26 protein-coding genes are annotated in these 25,552 nt (G+C 68.9%); 14 read left to right on the top strand and 12 right to left on the bottom strand.

What is annotated here, in order from left to right:
- Window positions 1-146: 146 nt before the first annotated feature.
- Both HGG74_RS04265 and HGG74_RS04260 read left to right on the top strand, forming a co-directional pair.
- A complete protein-coding gene (locus HGG74_RS04265) occupies window positions 147-1,811 on the top strand; it encodes a DEAD/DEAH box helicase (protein ID WP_246262611.1) in 1,665 nt (554 codons plus the stop codon).
- Entirely contained in the window at window positions 1,812-2,729 is a 918-nt protein-coding gene (locus tag HGG74_RS04260) for a DNA-methyltransferase (RefSeq protein WP_168485085.1), read from the top strand. It abuts the gene before it with no gap.
- A gap of 200 nt (window positions 2,730-2,929) precedes the next feature.
- Here the strand turns inward: HGG74_RS04260 and HGG74_RS04255 are convergent, their stop codons facing one another.
- A complete protein-coding gene (locus HGG74_RS04255) occupies window positions 2,930-3,796 on the bottom strand; it encodes a PHP domain-containing protein (RefSeq protein WP_168485084.1) in 867 nt (288 codons plus the stop codon).
- A gap of 35 nt (window positions 3,797-3,831) precedes the next feature.
- On the opposite strand from HGG74_RS04255, the gene HGG74_RS04250 reads away from it, so the two are divergent.
- Complete coding sequence (locus HGG74_RS04250; RefSeq protein ID WP_168485083.1) at window positions 3,832-5,388, top strand: aminopeptidase P family protein; 1,557 nt, start codon at window positions 3,832-3,834, stop codon at window positions 5,386-5,388.
- A gap of 83 nt (window positions 5,389-5,471) precedes the next feature.
- Here HGG74_RS04250 and HGG74_RS04245 read toward each other — a convergent pair whose 3' ends face one another.
- Window positions 5,472-6,272 (bottom strand): YflT domain-containing protein, encoded by an 801-nt coding sequence (locus tag HGG74_RS04245; protein ID WP_168485082.1) that lies wholly within the window; start codon window positions 6,270-6,272, stop codon window positions 5,472-5,474.
- Between the two features lie 151 nt (window positions 6,273-6,423).
- Between HGG74_RS04245 and HGG74_RS04240 the strand changes: the two genes are divergently transcribed.
- The 3 genes from HGG74_RS04240 to HGG74_RS04230 are packed head-to-tail and all read left to right on the top strand — an operon-like array spanning window position 6,424 to window position 9,466.
- On the top strand, window positions 6,424-7,710 hold the full coding sequence (locus HGG74_RS04240) for a magnesium transporter MgtE N-terminal domain-containing protein (protein WP_168485081.1): 1,287 nt from the start codon (window positions 6,424-6,426) through the stop codon (window positions 7,708-7,710).
- Window positions 7,703-8,338 (top strand): DUF1003 domain-containing protein, encoded by a 636-nt coding sequence (locus tag HGG74_RS04235; RefSeq protein WP_168485080.1) that lies wholly within the window; start codon window positions 7,703-7,705, stop codon window positions 8,336-8,338. The genes HGG74_RS04240 and HGG74_RS04235 overlap by 8 nt, the downstream gene beginning before the upstream one ends.
- A 3-nt stretch (window positions 8,339-8,341) precedes the next feature.
- On the top strand, window positions 8,342-9,466 hold the full coding sequence (locus HGG74_RS04230; RefSeq protein WP_312856729.1) for an Mrp/NBP35 family ATP-binding protein: 1,125 nt from the start codon (window positions 8,342-8,344) through the stop codon (window positions 9,464-9,466).
- 12 nt (window positions 9,467-9,478) lie between these two features.
- Here the strand turns inward: HGG74_RS04230 and HGG74_RS04225 are convergent, their stop codons facing one another.
- From HGG74_RS04225 to sigE, 3 genes are read right to left on the bottom strand one after another with little or no spacing between them, the layout of a single operon-like run.
- Window positions 9,479-9,856 (bottom strand): sec-independent translocase, encoded by a 378-nt coding sequence (locus tag HGG74_RS04225; RefSeq protein WP_168485079.1) that lies wholly within the window; start codon window positions 9,854-9,856, stop codon window positions 9,479-9,481.
- Window positions 9,857-9,870: 14 nt separating this feature from the next.
- Complete coding sequence (locus HGG74_RS04220; protein WP_168485078.1) at window positions 9,871-10,860, bottom strand: anti-sigma factor family protein; 990 nt, start codon at window positions 10,858-10,860, stop codon at window positions 9,871-9,873.
- Between the two features lie 8 nt (window positions 10,861-10,868).
- The gene (gene sigE / locus HGG74_RS04215) at window positions 10,869-11,483 is read right to left on the bottom strand and encodes an RNA polymerase sigma factor SigE (protein WP_168485077.1); all 615 of its coding nucleotides are present in this window, start codon (window positions 11,481-11,483) and stop codon (window positions 10,869-10,871) included.
- A gap of 350 nt (window positions 11,484-11,833) precedes the next feature.
- Here sigE and HGG74_RS04210 point away from each other — a divergent pair, with 350 nt between their 5' ends.
- Complete coding sequence (locus tag HGG74_RS04210) at window positions 11,834-12,466, top strand: O-methyltransferase (protein ID WP_168485076.1); 633 nt, start codon at window positions 11,834-11,836, stop codon at window positions 12,464-12,466.
- Window positions 12,467-12,468: 2 nt separating this feature from the next.
- Here HGG74_RS04210 and HGG74_RS04205 read toward each other — a convergent pair whose 3' ends face one another.
- The 5 genes from HGG74_RS04205 to HGG74_RS04185 all read right to left on the bottom strand — a co-directional run bounded on the left by HGG74_RS04205 (window position 12,469) and on the right by HGG74_RS04185 (window position 17,134).
- Window positions 12,469-14,097 (bottom strand): leucyl aminopeptidase family protein, encoded by a 1,629-nt coding sequence (locus tag HGG74_RS04205; protein ID WP_312856728.1) that lies wholly within the window; start codon window positions 14,095-14,097, stop codon window positions 12,469-12,471.
- 12 nt (window positions 14,098-14,109) lie between these two features.
- Window positions 14,110-14,277, bottom strand: coding sequence for a DUF3117 domain-containing protein (locus HGG74_RS04200; RefSeq protein ID WP_168485075.1), 168 nt, complete (start codon window positions 14,275-14,277; stop codon window positions 14,110-14,112).
- 197 nt (window positions 14,278-14,474) lie between these two features.
- On the bottom strand, window positions 14,475-15,710 hold the full coding sequence (locus HGG74_RS04195) for a putative hexosyltransferase (protein ID WP_168485074.1): 1,236 nt from the start codon (window positions 15,708-15,710) through the stop codon (window positions 14,475-14,477).
- Window positions 15,707-16,141 carry a DivIVA domain-containing protein gene (locus tag HGG74_RS04190; protein WP_168485073.1) on the bottom strand — a complete coding sequence of 145 codons (435 nt, stop codon included), beginning with the start codon at window positions 16,139-16,141 and terminating at the stop codon, window positions 15,707-15,709. The genes HGG74_RS04195 and HGG74_RS04190 overlap by 4 nt, the downstream gene beginning before the upstream one ends.
- 210 nt (window positions 16,142-16,351) lie before the next feature.
- Entirely contained in the window at window positions 16,352-17,134 is a 783-nt protein-coding gene (locus HGG74_RS04185; RefSeq protein WP_168485072.1) for an LOG family protein, read from the bottom strand.
- A gap of 123 nt (window positions 17,135-17,257) precedes the next feature.
- On the opposite strand from HGG74_RS04185, the gene HGG74_RS04180 reads away from it, so the two are divergent.
- The 4 genes from HGG74_RS04180 to HGG74_RS04165 all read left to right on the top strand — a co-directional run bounded on the left by HGG74_RS04180 (window position 17,258) and on the right by HGG74_RS04165 (window position 20,657).
- A complete protein-coding gene (locus tag HGG74_RS04180) occupies window positions 17,258-18,013 on the top strand; it encodes an amino acid ABC transporter ATP-binding protein (RefSeq protein WP_376766116.1) in 756 nt (251 codons plus the stop codon).
- 116 nt (window positions 18,014-18,129) lie between these two features.
- Window positions 18,130-18,990 carry a glutamate ABC transporter substrate-binding protein gene (locus HGG74_RS04175; protein ID WP_168485071.1) on the top strand — a complete coding sequence of 287 codons (861 nt, stop codon included), beginning with the start codon at window positions 18,130-18,132 and terminating at the stop codon, window positions 18,988-18,990.
- Window positions 18,991-19,086: 96 nt separating this feature from the next.
- Complete coding sequence (locus HGG74_RS04170; protein ID WP_168485070.1) at window positions 19,087-19,761, top strand: amino acid ABC transporter permease; 675 nt, start codon at window positions 19,087-19,089, stop codon at window positions 19,759-19,761.
- Window positions 19,758-20,657, top strand: coding sequence for an amino acid ABC transporter permease (locus HGG74_RS04165; RefSeq protein WP_168485069.1), 900 nt, complete (start codon window positions 19,758-19,760; stop codon window positions 20,655-20,657). Before HGG74_RS04170 ends, HGG74_RS04165 begins: the two co-directional genes overlap by 4 nt.
- A 56-nt stretch (window positions 20,658-20,713) precedes the next feature.
- On the opposite strand, the gene dapE is transcribed toward HGG74_RS04165, so the two are convergent.
- On the bottom strand, window positions 20,714-21,805 hold the full coding sequence (dapE, locus tag HGG74_RS04160) for a succinyl-diaminopimelate desuccinylase (protein WP_168485068.1): 1,092 nt from the start codon (window positions 21,803-21,805) through the stop codon (window positions 20,714-20,716).
- Between the two features lie 69 nt (window positions 21,806-21,874).
- Here dapE and dapD point away from each other — a divergent pair, with 69 nt between their 5' ends.
- Both dapD and HGG74_RS04150 read left to right on the top strand, forming a co-directional pair.
- Window positions 21,875-22,846, top strand: a complete 972-nt coding sequence (gene dapD, locus HGG74_RS04155) for a 2,3,4,5-tetrahydropyridine-2,6-dicarboxylate N-succinyltransferase (protein ID WP_168485067.1) — start codon at window positions 21,875-21,877, stop codon at window positions 22,844-22,846.
- A gap of 6 nt (window positions 22,847-22,852) precedes the next feature.
- Complete coding sequence (locus tag HGG74_RS04150) at window positions 22,853-23,713, top strand: hypothetical protein (RefSeq protein WP_168485066.1); 861 nt, start codon at window positions 22,853-22,855, stop codon at window positions 23,711-23,713.
- A gap of 49 nt (window positions 23,714-23,762) precedes the next feature.
- On the opposite strand, the gene HGG74_RS04145 is transcribed toward HGG74_RS04150, so the two are convergent.
- Window positions 23,763-24,374: a hypothetical protein gene (locus HGG74_RS04145; protein WP_168485065.1), complete on the bottom strand. Its 612-nt coding sequence runs from the start codon at window positions 24,372-24,374 to the stop codon at window positions 23,763-23,765.
- A 161-nt stretch (window positions 24,375-24,535) separates the two neighbouring features.
- On the opposite strand from HGG74_RS04145, the gene galE reads away from it, so the two are divergent.
- Entirely contained in the window at window positions 24,536-25,549 is a 1,014-nt protein-coding gene (gene galE, locus HGG74_RS04140; protein WP_168485064.1) for a UDP-glucose 4-epimerase GalE, read from the top strand.
- Window positions 25,550-25,552 lie beyond the last annotated feature (3 nt).

The raw sequence follows: 25,552 nt of genomic DNA, 5'->3' as shown, positions 1-25,552 counted from the left end.
GCCACGGACATGACCGGCACGCAGTTGTTAGCCCGCGATCGGCTTCCACTGGATGCGCCACGCCTCCGCCGTGTTCCGCGCTGCCACAACATGTGGCGGGCTCGTCGAGCACCGCGGCCCAAGGCGCCTGATTGAACGGTATGTACTTGAAGACAGAGAATCTCCCCGCGGAGCACAGCCTGCACGCGGACAACAGCAGCGAAGAGATCGAAATCGAGGCTTCGCTTTCCTCCGACGAGCGCCCGCACGAACTGCCGCAGCAGACCTTCGCGGATTTCGAGGTGCGCGCCGACATCGTCAGGTCCCTCTTCGACGCCGGGATCACCCACCCGTTCCCGATCCAGGCCATGACCCTGCCGGTGGCCCTGTCCGGCCATGACATCATCGGCCAGGCCAAGACCGGTACCGGCAAGACCTTGGGCTTCGGCATCCCCGTGCTGCAGCGCGTCATCGGCCGCGACGACGAGGGCTTCGACAAGCTGCCCGTGCCCGGCGCCCCGCAGGCCCTGGTGGTCGTGCCCACGCGCGAACTGGCAGTGCAGGTGGCCCGCGACCTGGAGACCGCTTCCCGGCAGCGCAATGCCCGGATTGCCGTCATCTACGGCGGCCGCGCCTACGAACCCCAGGTCGAGGCGCTGCAGGAAGGCGTGGAAGTGGTGGTGGGCACCCCCGGCCGCCTGATCGACCTGCACCGGCAGCGGCACCTGAGCCTGAAGAATGTACGCATCGTGGTCCTCGACGAGGCCGACGAAATGCTGGACCTGGGCTTCCTGCCGGACGTGGAGACCCTGCTCGGCGCCACGCCGGCCGTCCGCCAGACCATGCTCTTCTCCGCCACCATGCCCGGCCCGGTGATTGCCATGGCCCGCCGGTACATGACCCAGCCCACCCACATCCGCGCCGCGGACCCGGACGACGAAGGCATCACGAAGAAGGACATCCGGCAGGTCATCTACCGGGCGCACAGTCTGGACAAGACCGAAGTGGTCGCCCGGATCCTGCAGTCCACGGGCCGTGGCCGGAGCATCATTTTCACCAAGACCAAGCGCACGGCGGCCAAGGTCTCCGAAGAGCTGGTCGACCGCGGCTTCGCCGCCGCGGCGATCCACGGCGACCTGGGCCAGGGTGCCCGCGAGCAGGCGCTGCGTGCCTTCCGCAACGAGAAGGTCGATGTGCTCGTGGCCACCGACGTCGCCGCCCGCGGCATCGACGTCGAGGACGTTACCCATGTGATCAACTACCAGTGCCCGGAGGACGAAAAGACCTACCTGCACCGGGTCGGCCGCACCGGCCGTGCCGGGAACAAAGGCACCGCGGTCACCTTCGTGGACTGGGAAGACGTGCCGCGCTGGGGCCTGATCAACAAGGCCCTCGGCCTGGATGTGCCGGAGCCGCGGGAAACCTATTCCTCCTCCCCGCACCTGTACACCGACCTGGACATTCCCCAGGGCACCAAGGGACGGCTGCCGCGCAGCCAGCGCAAGCTGGCCGGCATCGACGCCGAAAAGCTCGAGGACCTGGGCGAAACCGGCAAGCGCGGCGGACGCGGCAGCGGACGCTCCGGCGGCCAGGAACGCGGCGGCAGGCCCCGCGGCGAACGGGGCGGACAGGAACGCGAGCAGGCCGAAGGCGCCGGCCGGCGGCGGACCCGCCGCAGCTCTGCTGCCGAAGCTGCCGAGCCGGCTGCCGCTGCCGCACCTGCCGATGCGCAGGCCGGCACCGACGCCGCAGCGCCGGCACGGCGGAGCCGCACGCGCACCCGCCGCCGCAACGGCGAGGTGGTCCAGAGCCGCCAGGGTTCAGCCGAATAAATGGCTGCCGGTGGTGAAGGCGGACCGGCCGGCCCGCTGTGGTCGCCGTCGGGCAGCTCGCTGGTAGTGGAGGCGGACAACGCCGGCTACCTGCCGACCCTGCCCGACGGGGCCTTCACGCTCATCTACGTGGACCCGCCGTTCAACACTGGCCGGAGCCAGCGCCGGCAACAGACGTCAATGGTCCGCAGCGCCGACGGCGAAGGGGACCGTGTCGGGTTCAAGGGCCGCTCCTACCGGACCATCCGGGGCATGCTCGCCAGTTACGACGACGCCTTCGAGGACTACTGGTCCTTCCTGGAGCCGCGGCTGGCCGAGGCCTGGCGGCTGCTGGCCGAGGACGGCACGTTGTACCTGCACCTGGACTACCGGGAGGTGCACTACGCCAAGGTGCTGCTGGACGCACTGTTCGGCAGGGAGTGCTTCCTGAACGAGATCATCTGGGCCTACGACTACGGGGCGCGGGCCAGGCGCCGGTGGCCGACGAAGCACGACAACATCCTGGTGTACGTGAAGAATCCGGCCAAGTACCACTTCGACAGTGCCGCAGTGGACCGCGAGCCGTACATGGCTCCCGGGCTGGTGACCCCGGAGAAGGCCGCCCGCGGCAAGCTGCCCACCGATGTCTGGTGGCACACCATTGTCTCGCCCACCGGCCGGGAAAAGACCGGCTACCCAACGCAGAAGCCCGAGGGCCTGCTGCGCCGGATCGTGGCAGCCAGCAGCCGCGAGGGCGACTGGGTGCTCGATTTCTTCGCCGGCTCCGGCACCCTCGGCGCCGTCGCCGCCGGGCTGGGCCGCCGCTTCGTGTGCGTGGACCAGAACCCCCAGGCCATCGAGATCATGCGCCGCCGGCTCGGCGGCCATGCCACCGTCGCCGCGTTCGAGCCGGCGCTGCAGCAGGCAGGCCCGGTGTAGCACCGGCGGCTTCGGCGCCTGCTTGTCGCGGACGGCCGGCGCCGGCGCGTCGCACCCTCCCCGTTCGCGGCCTGCCCACATGCTCCGCATGCGGGAACCCCGGGCCGCTCTCTTAGCTCGCTGCGCCCGCGGCGGGGCCCTCGGCGCTAGCGCGTCGCGCCTTCCCCCTGCTCGCTTCGCTCGCAGCGGGGCCCTCGGCGCTAGCTGGCGGTGGTGTGTCCGGGCAGGAAGGCTTCGGCCCCGCTGCCCTCGTCGAGGATGCGGTACAGCACTTCCTCGGCGGTGACGTTCTCGCCCAGCCGGTTCGGCTTGCCGGTGCCGTGGTAGTCGCTCGAGCCGGTGAGGAACAGTCCGTTCTCAATGGCGAACCGGCGCAGCCAGGCCTGCCCCTCCGGCGGGTTGTCCCGGTGGTCCGCCTCGACGCCGGCCAGACCGGCGTCGACCATCTGGCGGAAGACGTCCTCAGCCACCACCCGGCCGCGGGCACTGGCCACCGGGTGCGCGAAGACCGGCACCCCGCCGGCCTGCCGGACCAGTTCGACGGCGAGCACCGGGTCCGGTGCATAGTGCGTGACGTAATAGCGCGAGTGCGAGGTGAGGATATTGGCGAAGGCCTCGGTACGGTCCGCCACCACACCTGCGGCCACCAGCGCGTCCGCAATGTGCGGGCGGCCGACGGTGGCCCCGTGACCGACGTGGGCGTGCACGTCCTCCCAGGTAATCGGGAAATCCTCGGCCAGCAGTTCCACCATGCGCTCGGCACGGGTCAGCCGCGCGTCGCGGGCCTTGGAGATTTCCGCCAGCAGGTCCGGGTACTGCGGATCGTGCAGGTAGGAGAGCACATGCACGCTGATGCCTTCGACGGTCCGGCAGGAAATTTCCATCCCGGGGACGAAGCCGATACCGATCCGGCGCGCAGCCGCGGCGGCCTGCTCCCAGCCGCCGGTGGTGTCGTGGTCGGTCAGCGCAACCACGTCGAGGCCGGCATCGGCGGCGGCCCGGATGACGTCGGCCGGCTCCTCGGTGCCGTCCGAGATCTTCGAATGCGTATGCAGGTCAATCCTCACACCCCCAATGTACGCCCCCGTGAGACTATGTACGGGTGAGCAGAGAGCAGAACAAGGACAGCCAGGCAGGGGTGCAGCCGCTCGGGGACCGGGTGAACAACCGCTCGCAGCGGCCCGAGTCCCAGGCATTCAAGGAATTCATGGCTTCGGCGTGGGGGCCCTCCGCGTCACCGGAAGTGTCCCGGGCCGAGGTGGCCGGGTATGCGGCCCGGCGCCGGCTCGCCATCTCGCGGAAGTTCCCCGGCGAGCGGCTGGTGGTTCCGGCCGGCCCGCTGAAGGTCCGGTCCAACGACACCGACTATCGCTTCCGCCCGCACTCGGGCTTTGCCCACCTGACCGGACTGGGGCTGGACCACGAGCCCGATGCCGTGCTGGTGCTGGAACCGGTAGACCCGGGCACAGGGGACCACGGCGGCAACCACCACGCCACCTTGTACTTCCGCCCCCCGTCCGGGAGGGAATCGCCGGAATTCTACGCCAACGCCCGCTACGGCGAATTCTGGATCGGCCCGCGCCCGACACTTGCCGTCCTGCAGCAGCACCTGGACCTGCCCACGGCCACGCTGGAGGAACTGGAGACTGCCGTAACCAAGGACGCCGGCGTCGTCGCCATCGGCGGGCTGCGCATCCGCCTGCTGCGGGAGGTGGACCTGAACGTCGACGCCCTGGTGGATACGTCCCGGATCAATACCGGCGTGGACCTGGAGGAATCCGACAACCTGGACGCCGAACTTGCCGAAGCGCTCTCCGAACTGCGCCTGCGCAAGGATGAGTGGGAGGTCGGCGAGCTGAAGAAAGCCGTCGCCGCCACGGTCAACGGCTTCCACGAGGTGGTCAAGGTGCTGCCGCGCGCCATGGCCCACGAGCGCGGCGAACGCGTGGTGGAAGGCGCCTTCTTCTCCCGTGCCCGCGAGGAAGGCAACGACCTGGGCTACGACACGATCGCTGCCGCCGGCAACAACGCCACCGTCCTGCACTGGATCCGCAACAACGGCCGGGTCCGTTCCGGGGACCTGCTGCTGCTGGACGCCGGCGTCGAGGCCGATTCGCTCTACACCGCCGACGTCACCCGCACCATTCCGGTCAACGGCAGCTTCACGCCGGTCCAGCGCAGGATCTACCAGGCGGTCCTGGACGCGGCTGATGCCGGCTTTGCTGCCGCCCGGCCCGGAGCCAAGTTCCGCGACGTGCACAGCGCCGCGGTCAAGGTCCTCGCCGAGCGGCTGGACGAGTGGGGCCTGCTGCCGGTGCCCCTTGAAGTGGCCCTCTCCCCCGACGGCCAGCACCACCGCCGCTGGATGCCGCACGGTACCAGCCACCATCTGGGCCTGGACGTGCACGACTGCGCGCAGGCCCGGCGCGAACTGTACCTGGACGGACTGCTGGAAGAGGGCATGGTCTTTACGATCGAGCCGGGACTGTACTTCAAAGCCGAGGACCTGGCCGTGCCCGAGGAATACCGCGGCATCGGGGTGCGGATCGAGGACGACATCCTGATGACCGCCGACGGCCCGGTGAACCTCAGCGCTGCCCTGCCCCGTACCCCGGACGATGTCGAATCCTGGATGGCAGGCATCTACGCCGGCAGTTAGCGGCAGGCCGGCAGTCAGCAGCGGGGGGCCCGCCGGTTGGCGGGCCCCTCTGCTGTGTCCGTGGCCGGTGTGCGTGCCGGTGGTCAGTCGCCCTGTCGGCGCGGTTCGTCCCCGTTGGCCGGTCCGGGCTGCTGCTCCGGTGAAGCCTCCGGCGCCTGCTGCTGCGGCGGGAGCCGCACGCCGAACTGCGGACGGCCGTCCGGCAGGTCCGGGTAGCTGCCGCGCACCGGCACCCCGCGCGGGGCCGGCGGTGCCGGGGTACCGTTTCCCTGCGGTCCCGCCCCCGGAGCCTGCCCGTTCCGGCCGAACGGGTCCTCGCCCCACTGTGGGGGTCGCTCGGGGCCCTGCGGCCGCTGGCCGTAGGCCTGCGGGTGCTGTCCAAATCCCGCGGTGCCGGCCACCGCGACCTGGGCGGCCAGCCGGCGGGCCTCGTAGGCTACTTCCGGGGCCACGATCACGTCGTAGCTGGTGGCAATGACCTGGTTGGTCGAGGTGAAGTCGCGCTTTCCGCGCTGGAAGGCGTAGCTGATGATGCCGAAGAGCATCCAGAAGGCCGCGCCCATGGCCATGGACGAGAGCACCAGGCCGTAGGTCTGGCCGCTGCCGAACAGCATCAGCAGCAGACCGACGAAGAGCCCGAACCACGCTCCCGTGGCCGCGCCGGAGAGCGCCACCCGGGGATAGCTCAACCGGCCGGTGACCCGTTCCACGGTCTTGAGGTCGTTGCCGATGATGGACACGTGCTGGACGGGAAAGTTCTGGTCCGCCAGGTAGTCCACCACTTTCTGGGCGTCAAGATAGGATCGGTAATTGCCGATCAGCTGCCCCTGCGGCAGCGTGCGGCCCAAATCTCGTGCATCGGAACGGCCAAGCATGCTAGACATATCCTTATTCTCCACCATTCCCGCAGGCCGCACCGGGCAGCGGGCCGCGTATCGCTGCGGGTGAACAGCGGTGCTCCCCTGCCGGGCAGGCCCGCGGCCGGCTTGGCACGTCCGGCGAGCGTACACGGGCGGAACAACGTAGCCTAAAGGGGTGAGCACAAATTCAACCCGGGTCTTCGTTGCGCGCCTGCTGGGTCTGGATGTTTTCGACCCCTTGGGCGACCGCCTAGGCCGGCTGCGCGACGTCGTGGTACTGGACCGCGGGCCCGCGAAGCCGCCGCTGGTGGTGGGCCTCGTGGTTGAGGTCCCCGGCAAAAAGCGCGTCTTCGTGCCCATGACGCGGGTGACTTCCATGGAAGCCGGACAGATTATCTGCACCGGGCTGGTCAATCTGCGCCGCTTCGAGCAGCGCGGTGCCGAAATGCTGGTCGTGGCCGAAATGTTCGACCGCCGCGTCATCCTGGCAGACGGCAGCGGCAGCGCCACGATCGAGGATATTGGCATGGAACAGGCCCGCAACGGGGACTGGTACGTCTCCCAGCTGTTCGTCCGGCGCGGCCACTCGATGTCCCCGCTGCGCAGCCTGCGGCGGAACGAAACCCTGATCGTGGACTGGAACGAGGTATACCAAGGCGGCCGGAACGAGCCCCAGTCCGCCACAACCTTCGTGGCCAGCCATGAAGACCTTAAGCCTGCGGACTTCGCCGAGGCACTGCACGAGATGAACGACAAGCGCCGGCTCGAGGTGGCCAGCGAGCTGCAGGACGAGCGGCTGGCCGACGTGCTCCAGGAACTGCCGGACGATGACCAGGTCCAGATCCTCTCCTCGCTGGACCTGGAACGCGCCGCGGACGTGCTCGAGGAGATGGACCCCGACGACGCGGCCGACCTGCTCGCGGAACTGCCGGAGGAGCAGAAGGAACAGCTGCTGCAGCTGATGGAACCGGAAGAGGCGGAGGATGTCCGCCGGCTGATGGAGTACGAGGAGAACACTGCCGGGTCCATCATGACGCCGGTCCCGGTCATCCTCCCTCCGGAGGCGACGGTGGCCGAAGCACTGGCGCACGTGCGGCGCGAGGAACTGACCCCGGCGCTGGCTTCAGCCATTTTTGTCTGCCGGCCGCCGCTGGAGACGCCGACGGGCCGGTACCTCGGCGTGGTGCATATCCAGCAGCTGCTGCGCTACCCGCCGCCGGAGGCCCTGGGCAATATCGTGGATACGGACCTGGAACCCGTCTCCGACCACGCGGCGGTCAGCGAAGTGGCCAGGATGCTGGCCACTTACAACCTCAACGCGGTGGCCGTGGTCAACGACGCCGGCCGGCTGGTCGGCGCGGTGACGGTGGACGATGTGCTGGACCAGCTGCTGCCTGAAGACTGGCGGGCCCAGGAGGAAGAACCCCCGCAGAGCATGACTGGAGGTGCGCGCCGTGGCTGAAACCAAGGTCAAGACCGGAGGCTTGGATACCCCGCGCGAGGCGCGTGCCAGGCTGCTGCCGCGGCTGACTCCCAACCCTGATGCCTTTGGCAAGGCCACCGAGAAGTTCGCCCGCTTCATGGGCACGCCGCAGTTCCTGATGTGGATGACCGTCTTCTGCCTGGTGTGGCTGGCCTGGAACACCTTCGGCCCCGAGGCACTGCGCTTCGACAGCGCAGCGCTGGGCTTCACCGCGCTGACCCTGATGCTCTCGCTGCAGGCCTCCTACGCCGCGCCGCTGCTGCTGCTGGCGCAGAACCGGCAGGACGACCGGGACAAGGTGGCACTGCAGCAGGACCGCCAGCGGGCCGAACGCAACCTCGCCGACACCGAATACCTCACCCGCGAACTGGCCGCCCTGCGGATCGCGCTGCGCGAAGTCGCCACCCGGGACTTTGTCCGCAGCGAGCTGCGCAGCGTGCTGGAAGAGCTCCTCGAGGAGGACCGCGAGCAGCGTCCGGTGCGCCGGAGGAGGAAGAAGCTGCCGGAGACCACCGTGAGCCTGCCCCGGATCACCGCGCCCGCCCAGCAGGACCGGCGGTCCGGCCGGCGGGACGCGTCCGGGCAAACCGCAGGATCGGAGCAGTAGCCGGTGGTCGACGAGAAATCCGTGCGTGCGGCGCTGGGCACGGTCATGGACCCGGAACTGCGGCGGCCGATCACCGAGCTCGGCATGCTCAAGGACGTGCAGATCGACGGCGCGGGCAACGTCCGCGTCGAGGTGCTGCTGACCATTGCCGGGTGCCCGTTGCGGGAAACCATTACCGCCGACGTCGAACGGGCCCTCGGTGCCGTTCCCGGCACAGCCGACGTGTCCGTGCAGCTGGAGGTAATGAGCGCGCAGCAGCGCCAGGAACTCAAGGACCGGCTGCGCGGTCCGGGGGCCGCACGGGGCATCCCGTTCAACCAGCCGTCGTCCCTGACGCGGGTGTACGCGGTGGCCAGCGGCAAGGGCGGCGTCGGCAAGTCCAGCATCACGGTGAACCTGGCCTGCGCGATGGCGGCCCGCGGACTGCGGGTGGGCGTCATCGATGCCGACGTCCACGGCTTCTCGGTGCCCGGGCTGCTGGGCATCTCGCAGGCTCCCACACGGGTGGACGAGATGATCCTGCCGCCGGTGGCCTACGGGGTCAAGGCGATTTCGATCGGCATGTTCGTCACCGGCAACCAGCCGGTCGCCTGGCGCGGACCGATGCTGCACCGCGCCCTGGAGCAGTTCCTCACCGATGTGTACTTCGGCGACCTGGACGCATTGTTCCTGGACCTGCCGCCCGGCACCGGGGACGTGGCCATCTCGGTCGCGCAGCTGCTGCCGTCGTCGGAAATCCTGGTGGTCACCACGCCGCAGGCCGCCGCGGCGGAGGTTGCCGAGCGGGCCGGTTCCATCGCCGCGCAGACGGGCCAGCAGGTAGCCGGGGTGATCGAGAACATGTCCTGGCTCGAACTGGAAGACGGCTCCCGGATGGAGATCTTCGGCTCCGGCGGCGGCGCAGCGGTGGCGGAACGGCTCGGCACCGCCCTCGGGGCGCCGGTCCCGCTGCTCGGCAGCATCCCGCTGGAGCCGCGGCTGCGCGAAGGCGGCGACAGCGGCCGGCCGATAGTGCTCTCCGCGGAGGATTCGGCCGCCGCCGGGGCCCTGCGAGGAATCGCGAATGCCCTGGCGGCCCGCCCCCGCGGCCTGGCCGGCCGCCCGCTCGGGGTCACCCCGCGCAGCTGACCCGGCCGGGAGTCAGGTGGCTTCGGGATCGAAGGGAGCCGGCCGGCCGGGTGCGAGGCGTTGCACCTCGCGGACGGGCTTCGCTGCCACGGCCGCAGCACCTGCGGCAGCGGCGGCCGGCGGCGCCGGGGCGACGTCGTCGTCCATCAGGGCCTCGCGGATGATCCGGCGCGGGTCGTACTGCCGGGGGTCCAGCTTGCGCCAGTCCATGTCCACGATCTCGTCGCCGACTTCCTCGCGCAGCTGTTCCTTCGCCCCCGCGGCCATGGCGCGCAGCTGCCTCACGAAGCGGCCCAGCTGGGCGGCATATTCGGGCAGCCGCTCGGGACCGAGCACAATTACGGCCAGGACCGCAAGAATGATCAGTTCCGATCCATTAATTCCGAACACCCTTGAAGATTACCTCACGGCCGTGCCGGCTGGATCATCATGCCCAGGCCGCGCACAATCCGGCTGACCGGGTCATTGTCCTCCTGCGGCCGCGGCAGCATGAGCCGGGACTTCTCGGTCACCACCACGTGGTTCACGGTGTCGGGCAGCTCGGAGACCGGCAGGTCCGACCACACGGTGTAGGTGACATGGTTCGAATCCAATACCACCGTCCACGTGTCCGATGCCCGCACCCACATCTGCCGGTCCATGCCGTCCACCTGCCAGAAGCCGTCCGCCGACACGGTACGGCCGGTCAGGCCGTTGACCGGTTCCTCGCCGGAGACAACATCCAGTTCGGCGCCGGCCATATCCTCGATGCCGCGGCGCTCCTCGACCACCACGATGGAGTCCGTGCCGTTGCTCAGCTTGATCTGCACGGCCGGATGGCCGTCCACCGCGGTCCCCGTGGCCGACACCAGCCGATAGCCCAGGGCGCCAAGCTGCGGACAGTTCCAGCCCTCGCTGCGCAGCTTGCGCAGGTCTTCCTGGTCCAGGGCAGCGGCGGTGGCTGCGCCCCCGGCCGGCCTGATCCCGTCCGCGGAGTTCCAGACGGAGGCCAGGGACGGCTCGCGGCCGGCCAACAGCTCTTCCTCCCCGCCGAGCAGCCAGGCCCCGGCCAAGGTCAGGGTGAGGATGCCGGCCAGCGCGACCGAGGCCGCCGCGGCCACCCGGCGCCGCACTCCGCTGGCTGCGGAGGCCGGGGCTGCGGCCGGAACGTCCGGCGCAACCTGCGGACTCGCCCCTCCCGAAGCCAGCACGCTTTCACGCAGAATGCGGTTGGCCAGGTCCGGGCGGGGCGGCGGCACATCCAGTGACCGGAGCCGTTCCTGCACATGGCGCTGCCCGGCGACGATCTCCCGGCAGCGGGCGCATCTTTCCAGGTGCCGTTCCAGCATGAGCCGCCGGCTGTCCGGCAGCTCACCGTCCAGGAACTCACCTAACTCACGTACTGGATGGCGCATTTTGGGTCTTAGTGTGCACCGGCCACACGGGGTAGTTTCAACCGGGGGGCGCGCCTGGCGGCAGGGTCGCGGTGGGCGAGCTTCTCGCGAAGCATGGTCCGCCCCCGGTGGATCCGCGACCGCACGGTGCCCAGCTTGACGTCCAGCGCTTCGGCCACTTCGTCGTAGGAGAGGCCCTCCAGGTCGCACAGTACGACGGCGGCCCGGAAGTCCGGCGGCAGTTCCTCCAGCGCGGCCTGGATGTCCACATCGAGGTTGTTGAACTCGAAGCTGCGCTCGGGTCCAGGCTCCTTGCCGGGAATGCGCGATTCCGCGTCCTCGCTGAAGCCGTCGAAGCGGATCCTGTTCCGCCGCCGGGCCTGGTCCAGGAACAGGTTGGTGGTGATGCGGTGCAGCCAGCCGTCCAAGGTGCCGGGCTTGAAGTTGTCCAGGGCACGGAAGACGCGCACAAAAACTTCCTGCGTCAGGTCCTCGGCGTCATGCCGGTTGCCGGTGAGCCGGAACGCGAGGCGGTAGACCTTTGCCGAGTGCTCGGCCACGACTTCTTCCCAGCTGGGCCTGACCCAGTCCTGGTCGCCGCCGGCGGGAACTTTCCGCCCGGCTCGCTGGCGCAGCTGTGACATCGGCACTCCCCTCCAAGCTGCCGCCACCGACTCAAGACGGCAGCCGATATGTTGTTTGGAACCCAATCCTCCCCCAGCAAGCTGTGAGAACTCTGGATACCAGCTGCATAAACGCTTCTACTGGCATCTTGCGTCCTGGCAGGTGCTGTCGGCAAGGGCACAGGCGGATACGGGCAGGATTGCGGGCTCCCAGGCAGTAGGCTGGACAATGTCTTTTGCCGTGTCCTTTGCCGGGACGGCCCCGGGGCTGTCCAGGGCCGCAAGCGCCGGCCGGAGCCGCGGGCTGCTGCCACAGGCATGCAGCCGCGGCCGGCAGTCCAGTCAGCAGTTAGTGGAGGGAGCGACGCCGCATGAGCGCCGACAAGCAGACCAGCTGGTCCTACACGGAGGGCCTGCCCACCGAGGACGAGGTCCTGCTGCGCGCCCGCGAACGTTCCTTCGAGCTCGGCGTCGCCACCGTCAGCCCCGGCGTCGCCGCCGCCCTGACGGTGCTGGCAGCCGCCACCAAGGCCCAGACCGCCGTCGAAATCGGCTCCGGGGCCGGGGTCTCCGGGGTCTGCCTGCTCCGCGGGCTGCCGGAAACAGCGGTGCTGACCACCATCGACTCCGACGTGGACCACCTGCGCGCGGCCCGGGAGGCCTTCCACGATGCCGGCATTCCCGGCAACCGGACCCGCACCATCTCCGGGCGGGCGGCGGACGTCCTGCCGCGGCTGACCGACAATGCCTACGACCTGGTCTTCATTGACGCCGACAAGCCGTCCTATTTGAACTATGTGGAGCAGGCGGTGCGGCTGCTCAAGCGCGGCGGGACGCTGATCATCAACGACGCCCTCGACCAGGACCGCGTCTCCGATCCGGCCATCCGCGACGAGACCACCACGACGCTGCGCAAGGTGGGCAAGGCGGTGCGCGCGAACAAGCAGCTGGTCTCGGCCATGCTGCCGACCGGCAGCGGTCTGCTCGTCGCGGTCAAGAAGTAGCGTCAGGCGACGCCGCGCAGGAACGCCAGCAGCAGCCGCGTCCCATAGCCGGTAGCCCCCTTGGCCACCTCGGCCTCGTCCGCGTCGGCGCGTGCCGGACCGGCGATGTCCAGATGGACCCAGGGGGTGTCCCCAACGAATTCCTTCAGGAACAGCGCGGCCGTGATGGACCCGCCGCCCACTTTGGAGGCGGCAGAGGCGATGTGCGACAAATCCGCCACGGAGGACTCAAGCGCAAAACCGTATTCCTCCTGAACTTCGGCCAGGGGCATGTGCCAGATCCGCTCCCCCGACTCCGCGGAGGCCGTCTCGAAGACCGGCACGAGGTCCGGCCTATTGGAGTACAAGGCGGCGTGCCTCCGGCCCAGACCGAGCGAGGCGGCGCCGGTCAGGGTGGCAATGTCCACCAGTACGTCCGGCCGCAGTTCCGCAGCTGCGTAGGCCAGCACGTCCGCGAGGACCATCCGGCCCTCGGCGTCGGTATTGCCGATTTCCACCGTCGTGCCGCCGTAGACCTCCACGACGTCGCCGGGGCGGTAGGATCCGGCACCAATGGCGTTTTCGGCCAGCGGCAGCAGGCCGGTCACGCGGTGCCCCACTCCCAGTTCGGCGGCCGCCGACAGCACAGCCAGGACGACGCCGGCACCTGCCATGTCCGTCTTCATCGGCACCATGGCCTCGCGCGGCTTCAGCGACACGCCGCCGCTGTCAAAGGTGATGCCCTTGCCGGCCAGGACGATATGGCGACTGCCGGCCGGAGCCGGAGTGGCCGGGGTATAGGACAGTTCGACCAGGCGTGGTTCGCTGGCCGATCCGGAACCGACCGCGAGCAGGCCGCCGAAACCTTCGCGGGCCAGGTCCTGTGCGTCCCGGATCCTGATCTGCAGCCCGGAACCGTCAGCCAGCCGGGCAGCCTGCGCTGCCATCCACGCCGGGTTCTTCACGTTCGAGGGCATATTCGCCAGGTTCCGCGCCAGCCAGACGGCCTGCGCCGTGGCCGCCGCCCGCCGCAGCACGTCGGCGGAGGCACCTGTCAACTCCAGTACTGAGGCCATTGGCTTCGGGCCGCTGTTCCGGCCCGCCCGGGGCGGCCGGTAGCCGCCGAGCAGGAATCCCTCGGCGAAGGCCGCCTGCAGCGGCCCGGCGAGGCCGTCAACCACGCTCGAGCGCACCACATCCAGCCCGGCAGTGGCCTTGGCCAGCGCGGCACCGGCGGCGCGCAGGCCGCGGGCCGACTCGTCGCCGACGCCGAGGAAAATGAGCCGCTGCGGCAATGTGCCGCGTCCGGTGCCCTCCCGGCCGCCGGAGGCCGCCACGGCGAGGACGTCCCCGGCCTTGCCGGTGACGGAACTGACTTCGGCCCAGGCTGCAACGTCCGCCCCGAAGCTCACAGCCGCTTCCGCCGCGCCGCGCCGCGGCTGGGGCACCCGGCGGCCGGGGCCGGAGTCGGCGTCGTCGGCGACGGCCGCCACGGGCACCACGACCGCGGACACCGACGCGGCGCCGTCGGCCAGCGAGGCGCCCCTGGGCAGTGCAGGCAGAGCGGACAGCCGGGTGGGCAGCGGCGCTGCGACCGCCTCCTCGAGGGCTTGCCCGGTCCGCTCCCCGGGTGTTGCGGCATGCAGGGTCACCGGCTGCGGCCCCTACTGTGTGACGTCCAGCAGGCAGTCCTTAAGGTGCCCGGCTTCCTCGGCGTTCATTTCCAGCACCAGGCGCCCGCCGCCGTCAATGGGCACACGCAGGATCAGGCTGCGCCCCTCCTTGGTGACTTCCATGGGTCCGTCACCCGTACGCGGTTTCATCGCAGCCATGTGGAATATCCCTTTCCGCCGTGGACCAGGCCGGCCGCGGCACAACCGCGGCCAGCCAAGCCCGTCAACATCACGGGCACGGCCCGGGGGCTAGCCCTTGGCCGTGCCTTCACCGTTCCACATTATCGCCCACATCACACATTCGGTGGAATTGTGCGCAATCACACGCAACGTGCCGGGCCGGACATTCCCGCAGGTCACGGCGGATAGTCACCGCCACCGGGCAGTTCGGCCCAGGACCAGAGCCAGGTCACCCAGACGACCTGGCCCGACAGGAACATCAGCAGCAGGCACACCCGGTAGGCCCGGCTGTCCGAGACCAAGGCCGCTGCCAGCGCCAGCGGAAACAACGGCAGCATCATCCGGAACGTACTGGTCTGGGGATGCAGGAAGGCGAAGAGGTAGAGGCCGTAACAGGCGCACCAGAGCCGCAGTACCGGCCCCAGCCGCCGCACGGGCCGGGACATCAGGCACAGCAGCGCTGCCGCTGCCAGCACCAGCGGCGCCAGGAACCCGCTTACGGGACCGAACAGCCTGGCCCCCATCTCGAACCACGGCTGGAACAGCACCAGGTCCCGGCCGCGCCAAGCCATTTCGGTGTCCGTATAAGCGCGCATCTCCCCGGTCACCGCCCAGGCCAGCACCGGCCAGGCCAGCGCGGCCACGCCGCTGACCAGGACCAGCACGGCCAGCCGGGCAAACTCCGCGGCCGGCAGTGGATTCCGTCCGCGCCGGTGGATCCGCCACAGCAGATACAGGCCCGCCATTGCCGCGAAAGGCACCCCGACCGGGCGGGACAGGCACATCAGCACGACGACGGGCAGGGCTGCCAAGTAGCGGCCCCGCACCATCAGGTACAGGCCGGCGGCCAGCAGTGCCAGGTTCAAAGACTCGGCATAGGGCACCTGGAGGATGGGCGAGACCGGAAAGGACGAAACGAAGACCACGCCCCAGAGGGCCGCGGGGTGCCCGGCGAACTGCCGGAAGAGCTTGTAGGCCAGCAGCACGGCCGCAAATCCTGCGGCCGTGGCCAGCAGCGGAGCCAGTATGCGCCATTCCAGCCCGGTGAGGGCATTCGCTGCCCGGACCAGGGCCGGGAACAGCGCATAGAAGGCCCATTGGTTTTCCAGCGCCCGCCCGTCGGGACCGCGCGGCACCTGGTCCGGATACCCCTCGCGGTAGATCCGCTCATACCAGGCGCTGTCCCAGATCCCGATGAAGTCCAGGTAATCCGGCCGCGCCGGACCCCACGGGCTCGGGCCCTGCTGTCTGGCTACAGCAGTGAAAACCAGCAGGGAGAAAACCCTGGCCAGCGCATAGATGCCGCACACCTGCACCCACCAGGGCCAGCGGGCAGCACGCAGCCGCCAGTCCTGCACGCCGGAGGCCAGCAGCGCGTGCAGGCCAGCCGGACGCTGTCCGGTTCCGGTCATTGCCCCTGTTCCTCCACCGCAGCATGCCTGCCGGAACCGTTTCCGGACCTGGCCAGCGTCCGGATCAGGGCCTCCTTGGCGGCCAATTCGGCGCGCAGGGCATCCAGCACCTGGTCCACCTGGTCCATCCGGTAGCCGCGCAACGCCGTCGAAAACCTGATGCTGTCAATGTCCTCGGACCGCGGGTGCTCCGGCAGCAGGACCGCCGGCAGCCTCGCTTCATGCTCGCTCAATCCTTCCAGTGCCGCCACCTGGCCGCGCCGCCAGTCAGCCTCGGGGGCGTCGGGCGCCGGTACGGGGGCGGCCGGCGGCAAGGCACCGCGGCCCCGTCCCTCAAGCAGCCACTGGAACCTTCCCGGCAGCTTGCCCACAGCCGCTGCCGCGGCAACGCCGGCAACGGCTATGGCGAGGAAGACAAGGAAAAAGCTCACGGAACCATCGTGCCAGAGATTGGGTTCCTCCCCATGTGCCGGCTCCGCCGCCACGCGGGGACCCCTCGGAACCCACTCTATTTTGGGTTCCTCCCCATGTGCCGGCTCCCGTTCACGGCCACCCCGCACGCTTCGCGCACGGGGAGCCCTGGCCGTTCTCTTACGCGGGGACCCCCGGAACCCACTATTGGGGCGGTCCCGCGGTGCCCTTCACGGGCGGGGCAGGGAGCCGACGCCGGCGACGATCTTCTCGACTGCTTCCTCCGCGGAGTCCACCACATGCACCAGGGACAAGTCCCGTTCGGAAATCATGCCCTCACCCAGCAGCGTAGAGCGCACCCAGTCCATCAGCGGCGTCCAAAAGGCCGTGCCGACCAGGACGATCGGGAACGAAGTGACCTTTTCGGTCTGGACCAGCACCATCGCTTCGAAGAGTTCGTCCATGGTGCCCAGTCCGCCGGGCAGCACCACGAAGCCCTGTGCATACTTGACGAACATCGTCTTGCGCGCGAAGAAGTAGCGGAAGTTGATGCCCAGATCGACCCACTCATTGAGCCCCTGCTCGAACGGCAGCTCGATCCCGAGCCCTACCGACAGGCCTCCGGCCTCGCTGGCACCCTTGTTGGCCGCCTCCATGGAGCCCGGCCCGCCGCCGGTGATCACCGCGAAGTTGCACTGGACCAGCAACCTGCCTACTGCCTCGGCGATCGCATAATGCTCGGTGCCGCGCTTGGTCCTGGCCGATCCGAACACACTGATGGCCGGACCCAGGTCAGCCAGCGTGCCAAACCCTTCCACGAACTCACTTTGGATCCGCAGCACCCGCCACGGATCGGTATGCGTGAAGCCGGCCTGGTCACGGGTATCGAGCAGATACTGGTCAGCCTGCGGAATGTCCGCCTGTGCACGGCGCAGTTCCACCGCACCCTTGTACCGCGTCTTCAGCGCCGTCGGCAGCTCGGACGGCAGCGGTATTCCTGACTGATTACTCATGTCCCAAGGCTACTCACCGCCGCAAGTTGAGCCACGCAGGGCAGGTTGCGCTTGAGTCACGATTGCCGCCCGCAGCCACCGCGGGGGATGGTGCCCGGGTCCAGTCCTCGCTAGATTCAGTCCATGGCAACTGAACCGGCAGTCCGCCCGCTGGTGGAGCTGAAGAACGTCAACAAGCACTTTGGTGCCCTGCACGTGCTGCAGAACATCAACCTGGAAGTGACCAAGGGAGAGGTCGTCGTCGTCATCGGCCCGTCCGGTTCCGGCAAGTCGACTCTGTGCCGGGCCATCAACCGGCTGGAAACCATCGACACCGGTGAAATCCTCATCGACGGCAAGCGGCTGCCGTCCGAGGGCAAGGGGCTGGCCGCACTGCGCGCGGACGTGGGCATGGTCTTCCAGTCCTTCAACCTCTTCGCCCACAAGTCAATCCTGGAAAACGTCACGCTCGGCCCGGTCAAGGTCAAGAAAATGAAGCCGGATGCTGCCAAGGACCTGGCCATGGGGCTGCTGGAACGCGTCGGCGTCGCCAACCAGGCACAGAAACTGCCCGCCCAGCTCTCCGGCGGCCAGCAGCAGCGCGTGGCCATCGCGCGCGCCCTGGCCATGAAACCCAAAGTCATGCTCTTCGACGAGCCCACCTCCGCGCTGGATCCGGAAATGATCAACGAGGTGCTGGACACGATGGTCGAACTGGCCAGGGAAGGCATGACCATGATCGTCATCACCCACGAAATGGGTTTTGCCCGCAAGGCTGCCGACCGGGTCATCTTCATGGCCGACGGCCAGATCGTCGAGCAGGCCACCCCGGAGGAATTCTTCACCAATCCGCGCAGCGAGCGGGCGAAGGACTTCCTCGGCAAGATCCTGGAGCACTAGGGAGCGGGGCCGTCACAGTGCGCCGCAGACGCGCCCGCGAGGACCGGCTGCCCTGCTCCCCCGAACAGACCAACCAAGGTTCTTCAACCGGAGGAACCACCACGCGAGGAGGAAATATGCGAAAACCCCGCATCGCTCTGGCTGCCACGGCCGCCATCGCCGCGCTGGCTCTTTCGGCCTGTGGAGGAGACGGAGGCGGCGGAGGCGCCGGCGGCGGAGGGACGCAAGGAACCGGCGCCGCCGGGGAGAGCATCCGGATCGGCATCAAGTTCGACCAGCCCGGGCTCGGCTTCAAGGACGGCGACAACTACACCGGCTTCGACGTCGACGTGGCCAAGTACGTGGCCAACGAGCTGGGGTACAGCGAGGACCAGATCGAATGGGTCTCGGCCCCGTCCGCACAGCGCGAGACGATGCTGCAGAACGGCCAGGTGGACATGATCTTCGCCACCTATTCCATCACCGACACGCGGAAGGAAGTCGTGGACTTCGCCGGCCCGTACTTCGTGGCGGGCCAGGACCTGCTGGTGCCGGCCGACAGCACCGACATCACCGGCCCGGACAGCCTCAACGGCAAGAACCTGTGTTCGGTCACCGGCTCCACATCCGCCCAGCGCGTCAAGGAAGAGTTCGCCTCCGGGGTGAACCTGCTCGAGCAGCCGGGCTACGCCGAGTGCGTCACGGCCATGGAGGGCGGCCAGATCGACGCAGTCACCACCGACGACATCATCCTCGCCGGCCTGGCGGCCCAGCCTGCCTACTCCGGCAAGTTCAAGGTGGTCGGCAACACGTTCTCCGAGGAGAACTACGGCGTGGGCCTGCCCAAGGGCAGCGAGCTGTGCGAGGACATCAATGCCGCGATCACGAAGATGATCGATGAGAGCGCATGGAAGGACGCGCTGGCCAAGAACACCGAGGGCACCGGCTACGAGCCCAATGCGGAGCTGAATCCCCCCACTCCTGCGCCCTGCGCCTAGCCAACCCGGCACCGTCCGGGAGGAATCCGGAGCCACCAGGCCCCCGGCTTCCTCCCGGACCCAGCCGGACCACCATCAACGCGGAAGAGGTGACTCGTGGATCGCTTCCTCTCGCTTTTCCAGGACTACGACATCCTGGGAGCGTTCTGGGCGAATATCCAGCTGACCTTCTGGGCGGCACTGGGGTCCTTTGTCCTCGGGACCATCCTGGCCCTGATGCGCATTTCCCCGGTACCGAGCTTCCAATGGGTCGGCGCCTCGTATGTCAACATTTTCCGGAACACGCCCCTGACCATCATCATCGTCTTCGGCGTGCTGGGCCTCTACAGCCAGCTGCAGGTACAGCTGAACGAGAACTTCAACCTGAATTTCTTCATGCTGGCCATCGTGGGGCTGACCGTCTACCACGCGGCCTTCGTCTGCGAGGCCATCCGCAGCGGCGTCAACACGGTGCCCCTGGGCCAGGCAGAGGCGGCCCGGGCGATCGGACTGAGCTTCTTTCCGGCCGCCTGGCTGATCATCCTGCCGCAGGCGCTGCGCGGGGCCGTTGCGCCGCTGGGCAACGTGCTGATCGCGCTGACCAAGAACTCCACGGTGGCAACGGCCGGTTCCGTAGCCGAAACGTCGGGGCTGATGCGGACCATGCTCGAGTTCAACGGGGACATCGCCCTGCTGATCTTCCTGATCTTCGCGGTGGGCTTCGTCATCATCGTGATCCCAATCGGCCTGGCCACAACCTGGCTGTCGAAGAAACTGGCGGTGGCGCGATGAGTGCGCACAGGCAGACAGTCCTGTTCGATGCACCGGGACCGCGTGCCCGGCGGCGGATCCTGATCGCGAATGTCGTCGGCATCCTGCTTGTCGCGGCAATCCTGGCCGTGGTCCTGATCCGCTTCGCCGAACAGGGCCAGCTCGACGCCGGCAAGTGGTCCCCGTTCCTGCAGGCCGATACCTGGCTGAACTTCATGCTGCCCGGGCTGATGGCCACGCTCAGGGCTGCGGCCGTAGCCATCGTCACCTCGGTGGTCTTCGGGTTCCTCTTCGGGGTAGGCAGGCTCTCCCACCTGGCGCCGCTGCGCTGGTTCTGTTCGATCGTCGTGGAGTTCTTCCGCGCGGTGCCGGTCCTGCTGATGATGATCTTTTTGTGGATCGGCCTGGCCAATGTGCGCATCTTCCCGCCCCAGGATGTCCCCTTCATCGCCGTCGTCACCGCACTGACGCTCTACAACGGCGCGGTCATCGCGGAACTGGTCCGTTCCGGCGTGCACTCGCTGCCCAAGGGCCAGCGCGAGGCGGCCCTGGCCATCGGGATGACCCGCCAGCAGTCCCTGCGCAATGTCGAAATCCCGCAGGCACTGGTGGCTATGCTGCCTGCGCTGCTGAGCCAGTTCGTGGTGATCCTGAAGGATTCGGCGCTCGGCGCAATCATCACCTACGTCGAGCTGCTCAACGAAGGCCGCAGGCTCGGCTCGGCCGAGGGCAACATGGTGCCCGCGCTGCTGGTCACCGCGCTGATCTTCATCGTGATCAACTTCGCCCTGACCGCGCTGGCCCACCGGCTTTCCCGGTACCTCAGCTCCCGGACGGCCAGCCGGACCGCCCAGGTCTCGCCGACTCCAAACCTGCTGCCGGGCGAGGACACGGCGGAACCCGCAAAGCGGCCCTGAGCCGGAGCGACTGGGAGCCGGCTTAGTGCGAGCCAGCGCGGCGCACCTTCCCGCGGCTAGCTGGTCAGCCAGGTGCGCAGTGCGGCCAGGCAGGTGCGGATGGCGTCGGCGCTGACATGTTCGTTGTCGGTGTGCGCCAGCAGCGCGTCGCCGGGGCCGAAGTTCACCGCCGGGATGCCCAGCTCGCTGAAGCGGGCGACGTCGGTCCAGCCGTACTTGGGCTTCGGAGCCGCGCCAACGGCGCGGATGAAGTCCGCCGCGGCCGGATGTTCCAGGCCCGGCCGGGCGCCGGCTGCGGCGTCCGTGCGGACGACGGCGAATCCTTCGAGCAGCTCACGGACGTAGGCCTCGGCGTCGTCCGGGGTCTTGTCCGGGGCGAAGCGGTAGTTGATTTCGACCACGGCGTGGTCCGGAATCACGTTGCCGGCGGTGCCACCACGGATCTTCACGGCATTGAGGCTCTCGCGGTAGTCCAGCCCGTCCACGGTGACGGTGGCCGGCTCGTGGTCGCGGAGCCGGACCAGGATCTCGGCCGCGGCGTGGATGGCGTTCTGCCCCATCCAGGCCCTGGCCGAGTGCGCCGCCTTTCCCACGGTGCTCGCCTCAAGCCGGATGGTGCCGTTGCAACCGCCCTCCACGGTGCCGTCCGTCGGCTCCAGCAGGATGGCAAAGTCTCCCTGCAGCTGTTCAGGGTGGTTGCGGACCAGCCGGCCCAGGCCGCTGAGCGAGGCCTCGACTTCCTCATGGTCGTAGAAGACATAGGTGACATCCCGGGTGGGTCGGGCCAGTGCGGCGGCCAGCGCCAGCTGCACGGCGACGCCGCCCTTCATGTCGGTGGCCCCCCGGCCGTAGAGCGTTCCGTCCTGCCAGCTGGACGGCACCGTACCCCGCGCATGCGGCGCCGTCGGCAGCGGCACTGTATCCAGGTGGCCGGCCAGGATGACCCGTTCGGCCCGGCCGAGGCTGGTCCGGGCAATGACGGCGTCCCCGTCCCGGAGCACCGTCAAGTGCCCCAGGGAACGCAGCGCGGTTTCGACGGCGTCGGCCAGGACCGTCTCGTGGCCGGAAACGCTCTCGATGTCGATCAAGGCGGCGGCCAGCTCGGCGACGTCGACGTGCAGGTCCAGGCGCGGCAGGGAAATAGTCACCCCCCTAGGGTACCCAGTGCCTCCCCGTTCGCGGCGGGTCACCCGGCCACTGGCATTAGACTGGAGCGCATGACTGAGAGCACCACCGCTGACGCACGTTCCCGTACCGCCTACGGCACCGGCCTGGCCACCGTTGCCGCGAACGGCACCATCCTCGATGTCTGGTATCCGAATCCGGGGCTAGGCACCGCGCCCGCCGAGGACGGCACCGCGGCCGAATTGGCCACCCTGGCCGCCGAGGGCGAGGACAGTGCCCGCGGCACCCGGCAGGAGGTCGTCAGCCGGAGCATCGACCTCGATGCCCCGCCGGCAGACACCGCCGATGCCTACCTGCGCCTGCACCTGCTCTCCCACCGGCTCACCGCCCCCAACACGATGAATATGGACGGCATCTTCGGTCTGCTGGCCAACGTGGTGTGGACCAACCACGGCCCGTGCGCGGCCGATGACTTCGAGACGGTCCGCCTGCGGCTGCGCCCCCGCGGCCCGGTCACCGTCTACGGCGTGGACAAGTTCCCGCGGATGGTGGACTACGTCATTCCCTCAGGCGTGCGGATTGCCGACGCCGACCGGGTCCGGCTCGGCGCCCACCTGGCAGCCGGCACCACCGTCATGCACGAAGGCTTCGTCAATTTCAATGCCGGAACTCTGGGCACCTCCATGGTCGAAGGCCGCATTTCCGCCGGCGTCGTGGTGGGTGACGGCTCCGACGTCGGCGGCGGCGCCTCGATCATGGGCACCCTCTCCGGCGGCGGCAAGGAACGCATCACCATCGGCGAGCGTGTGCTGCTCGGGGCCAATTCCGGCGTGGGCATCAGCATCGGGGACGACTGCGTAGTCGAGGCCGGGCTGTACGTCACCGCAGGTACCCGGGTGTCCCTGGCGGATGCCTCCGGCAGCGAGACCCGCCAGGTCAAGGCGGTGGAACTGTCGGGCGTGTCCAACCTGCTCTTCCGCCGCAACTCCGCCACCGGCGTCGTCGAGGCCCTGGCGCGCCAGGGCCAGACCGTCGAGCTGAATGCGGCCCTGCACGCCAACTAGCCGCTAATGGCAGTGGTACCGGCACGGCGGCGGCGCGGCGTCATCGCGCTGCCGCTGTGCCTCGTGCTGGCCGCCGGGGGAACCTATGCGGCCACGCAGTATCTTGAGCAGTCGCAGACCTTGGTCCGTGAGCGCTGCACCGCCTCCGCCGGTGCCGAAAACTACGATCTGGCTCCCGACCAAGCGGCCAATGCCGCCCTGATCACAGGCATCGCCGTCCAGCGCGGCCTGCCCGCACGGGCCGCCTCGATTGCGCTGGCTACTGCCATCCAGGAGTCCAAGCTGCGCAATCTGGACCATGGCGACAAAGCGGGGCCGGACTCGCGGGGGCTGTTCCAGCAGCGCCCGTCGCAGGGCTGGGGCACCGAAGCGGAAGTCATGGACCCGGTCTATGCGGCCAACAGGTTCTACGCCGAGCTGGAGAAGGTCGACGGCTATGAGGAGATGGCTGTCACCGAGGCCGCCCAGCGGGTCCAGCGCAGCGCCTATCCCGATGCCTACGCCGATCATGAAGCCGAGGGCAAAGCCTTCGCCTCGGCCCTGACCGGGCACTCCCCTGCCGCGCTGGACTGCGTGCTCAAGCGGGCTTCGGCAGCCGGCGATCCTGCTGCGGTGCAGGCGCATTTGGCCGCCTCGCACCCGGGGCTGGAGGCCGAGGCCGGCGGCCGCACCTTGGCGGTCGCTGCCGGGGGTACGACCGGCTGGGCAGTGGCGCAGTGGGCCGTGGCCACAGCCGATGAGCTCCACATTGATGCCGTGTCCTACGCGGGCATGGGCTGGAACCGGTCCGGTGGCTGGGAACCGGCGGACGTGGAAAACGGAAGCGTGGTCATTACGCTCGCCGGCCAGCCCGCGGCCGGCAGCTAGCACCGCGGGCCCTGCTGCGAGCTTGCGAGCAGTGGGAAGGTGCGGCGCGCTAAACCAGCAGTTCGATGATCGGCTGGATGTAGCTGCGGAAGTCCTGCTCGTCGTCGAGCAGTGTCTGGCACAGCAGCACCCGGTCAGGCTCCACGTACCAGGCGCGCGGCTCGCTCAGCGGCAGCTCGATCAGCTTCAGCTCGAAGCTGCGGGCGCCGCGGCCCAGTTCCATTTCCCGGTCCTGGACCAGCTGGCCGATGAGCTTGTCCCGCCCGTTGGCTTCGCGTTCCTGGGCCAGGAGGTTGTAGTCGCTGATCCGCTCACGCGCCCAGGTCATGGCCGCGCCGAAGTGGGCCTGGAGCAGCTTCTGGAGTGCCGGGCTGTCCGCGAAGGCGGGGAACGACGGCGGTGCCAGGGCGGACATGGTTTTCCGGTCCTCGGCCAGCAGCAGGGACCACCACTGCTCCCACTGGGTCCGCAGCGCCGGCAGCCCGCCCACGTGGGCGGTGAGCTGGCGCGGATCCGCCAGGCGCACCTCGGGCCTGGCGGGGCACAGCGCCGGAGTTCCGGCTCCTGCCAACCCGGCCACGTCTTTCAGATACAAGGCGATGAGCATTTGCCCGGACGTATCGGCGGTAATCCGCCAGCCCGGTCCGCCGGTCTGATGCATGGTCGCAGGAGTCCTTTCGCGCCAGTGCGGTGATAGATCCACTGTAGTCCTTGCCGCCGGGGGCAGCTACAGTTGCCGGCGGCTGCCTGACGACAGCGCCTGTCTGCCTCCCACCCCTCGCTACGCTCGGGGCGGGGCCCTCGGCAGATAGGCTGGGAATCATGAAAATATTGGTCACCGGGGGAACCGGCTACATCGGTTCCCACACCACGCTTGCCCTGCTCGAAGCCGGCCACGACGTCGTCGTTGTGGACAATCTGTCCAACTCCAGCATTGAAGCGCTGCGCCGGGTGGAGGAGCTGGCCGGCAGGACGGCGCGTTTCCACCAGGTCGACCTGCTCGACGAAGCCGCGCTGGACGCGGTATTCGCGGCGGAACAGGTGGAAGCAGTGATCCACTTCGCGGGGCTGAAGGCCGTGGGTGAATCGGTGTCCCAGCCGCTGCGCTACTACCACAACAACGTCGGCGGGACGCTGAACCTGCTGCGCTGCATGGAAGCGCACGAGGTGCGCACCCTGGTGTTCAGTTCCTCGGCCACCGTGTACGGTGCCTCCGAAGAGGTGCCGCTGACTGAGAAGATGCCGCTGGATGCCACCAATCCCTACGGGCGGACCAAGGAACAGATCGAGGACATCCTGTCCGATCTGGGGGCCGCGGACAGCCGCTGGCGGATCGCACTGCTGCGGTACTTCAACCCGGTGGGTGCCCACGCCTCCGGCCGGATCGGCGAGGATCCGACGGGCGTGCCGAACAACCTGCTGCCGTTCGTGGCCCAGGTGGCCGTCGGGCGGCGCGAGAAGGTCCGCGTCTTCGGCAGCGACTACCCCACCCCGGACGGCACTGGCGTGCGCGACTACATCCATGTGGTGGACCTGGCCGCCGGGCACCTGGCCGCCCTGGAATACATCGTGGCCCATCCGGGCGTGGGCCGCTGGAATCTGGGCACCGGCAAGGGTTCCTCCGTGCTGGAGGTGCTCGCCGCCTTCGGCCGGGCCTGCGGAGCGCCGGTCCCCTACGAGCTGGCCGACCGGCGGCCGGGGGACGCGGCCGTCAGCTATGCGGACCCGTCCGCGGCACTGGCGGAGCTGGGCTGGGCGGCCACGCGGGACCTGGACACGATGTGCGCGGACCACTGGCGCTGGCAGAAGAACAACCCCAACGGCTACGCGGACTGACCA

This window comes from Arthrobacter mobilis (assembly GCF_012395835.1).
Lineage (GTDB): Bacteria > Actinomycetota > Actinomycetes > Actinomycetales > Micrococcaceae > Crystallibacter > Crystallibacter mobilis.
The sequence above is the reverse complement of the archived record's forward strand: the minus strand, read 5'-3'. Positions and strand labels throughout refer to the sequence as shown.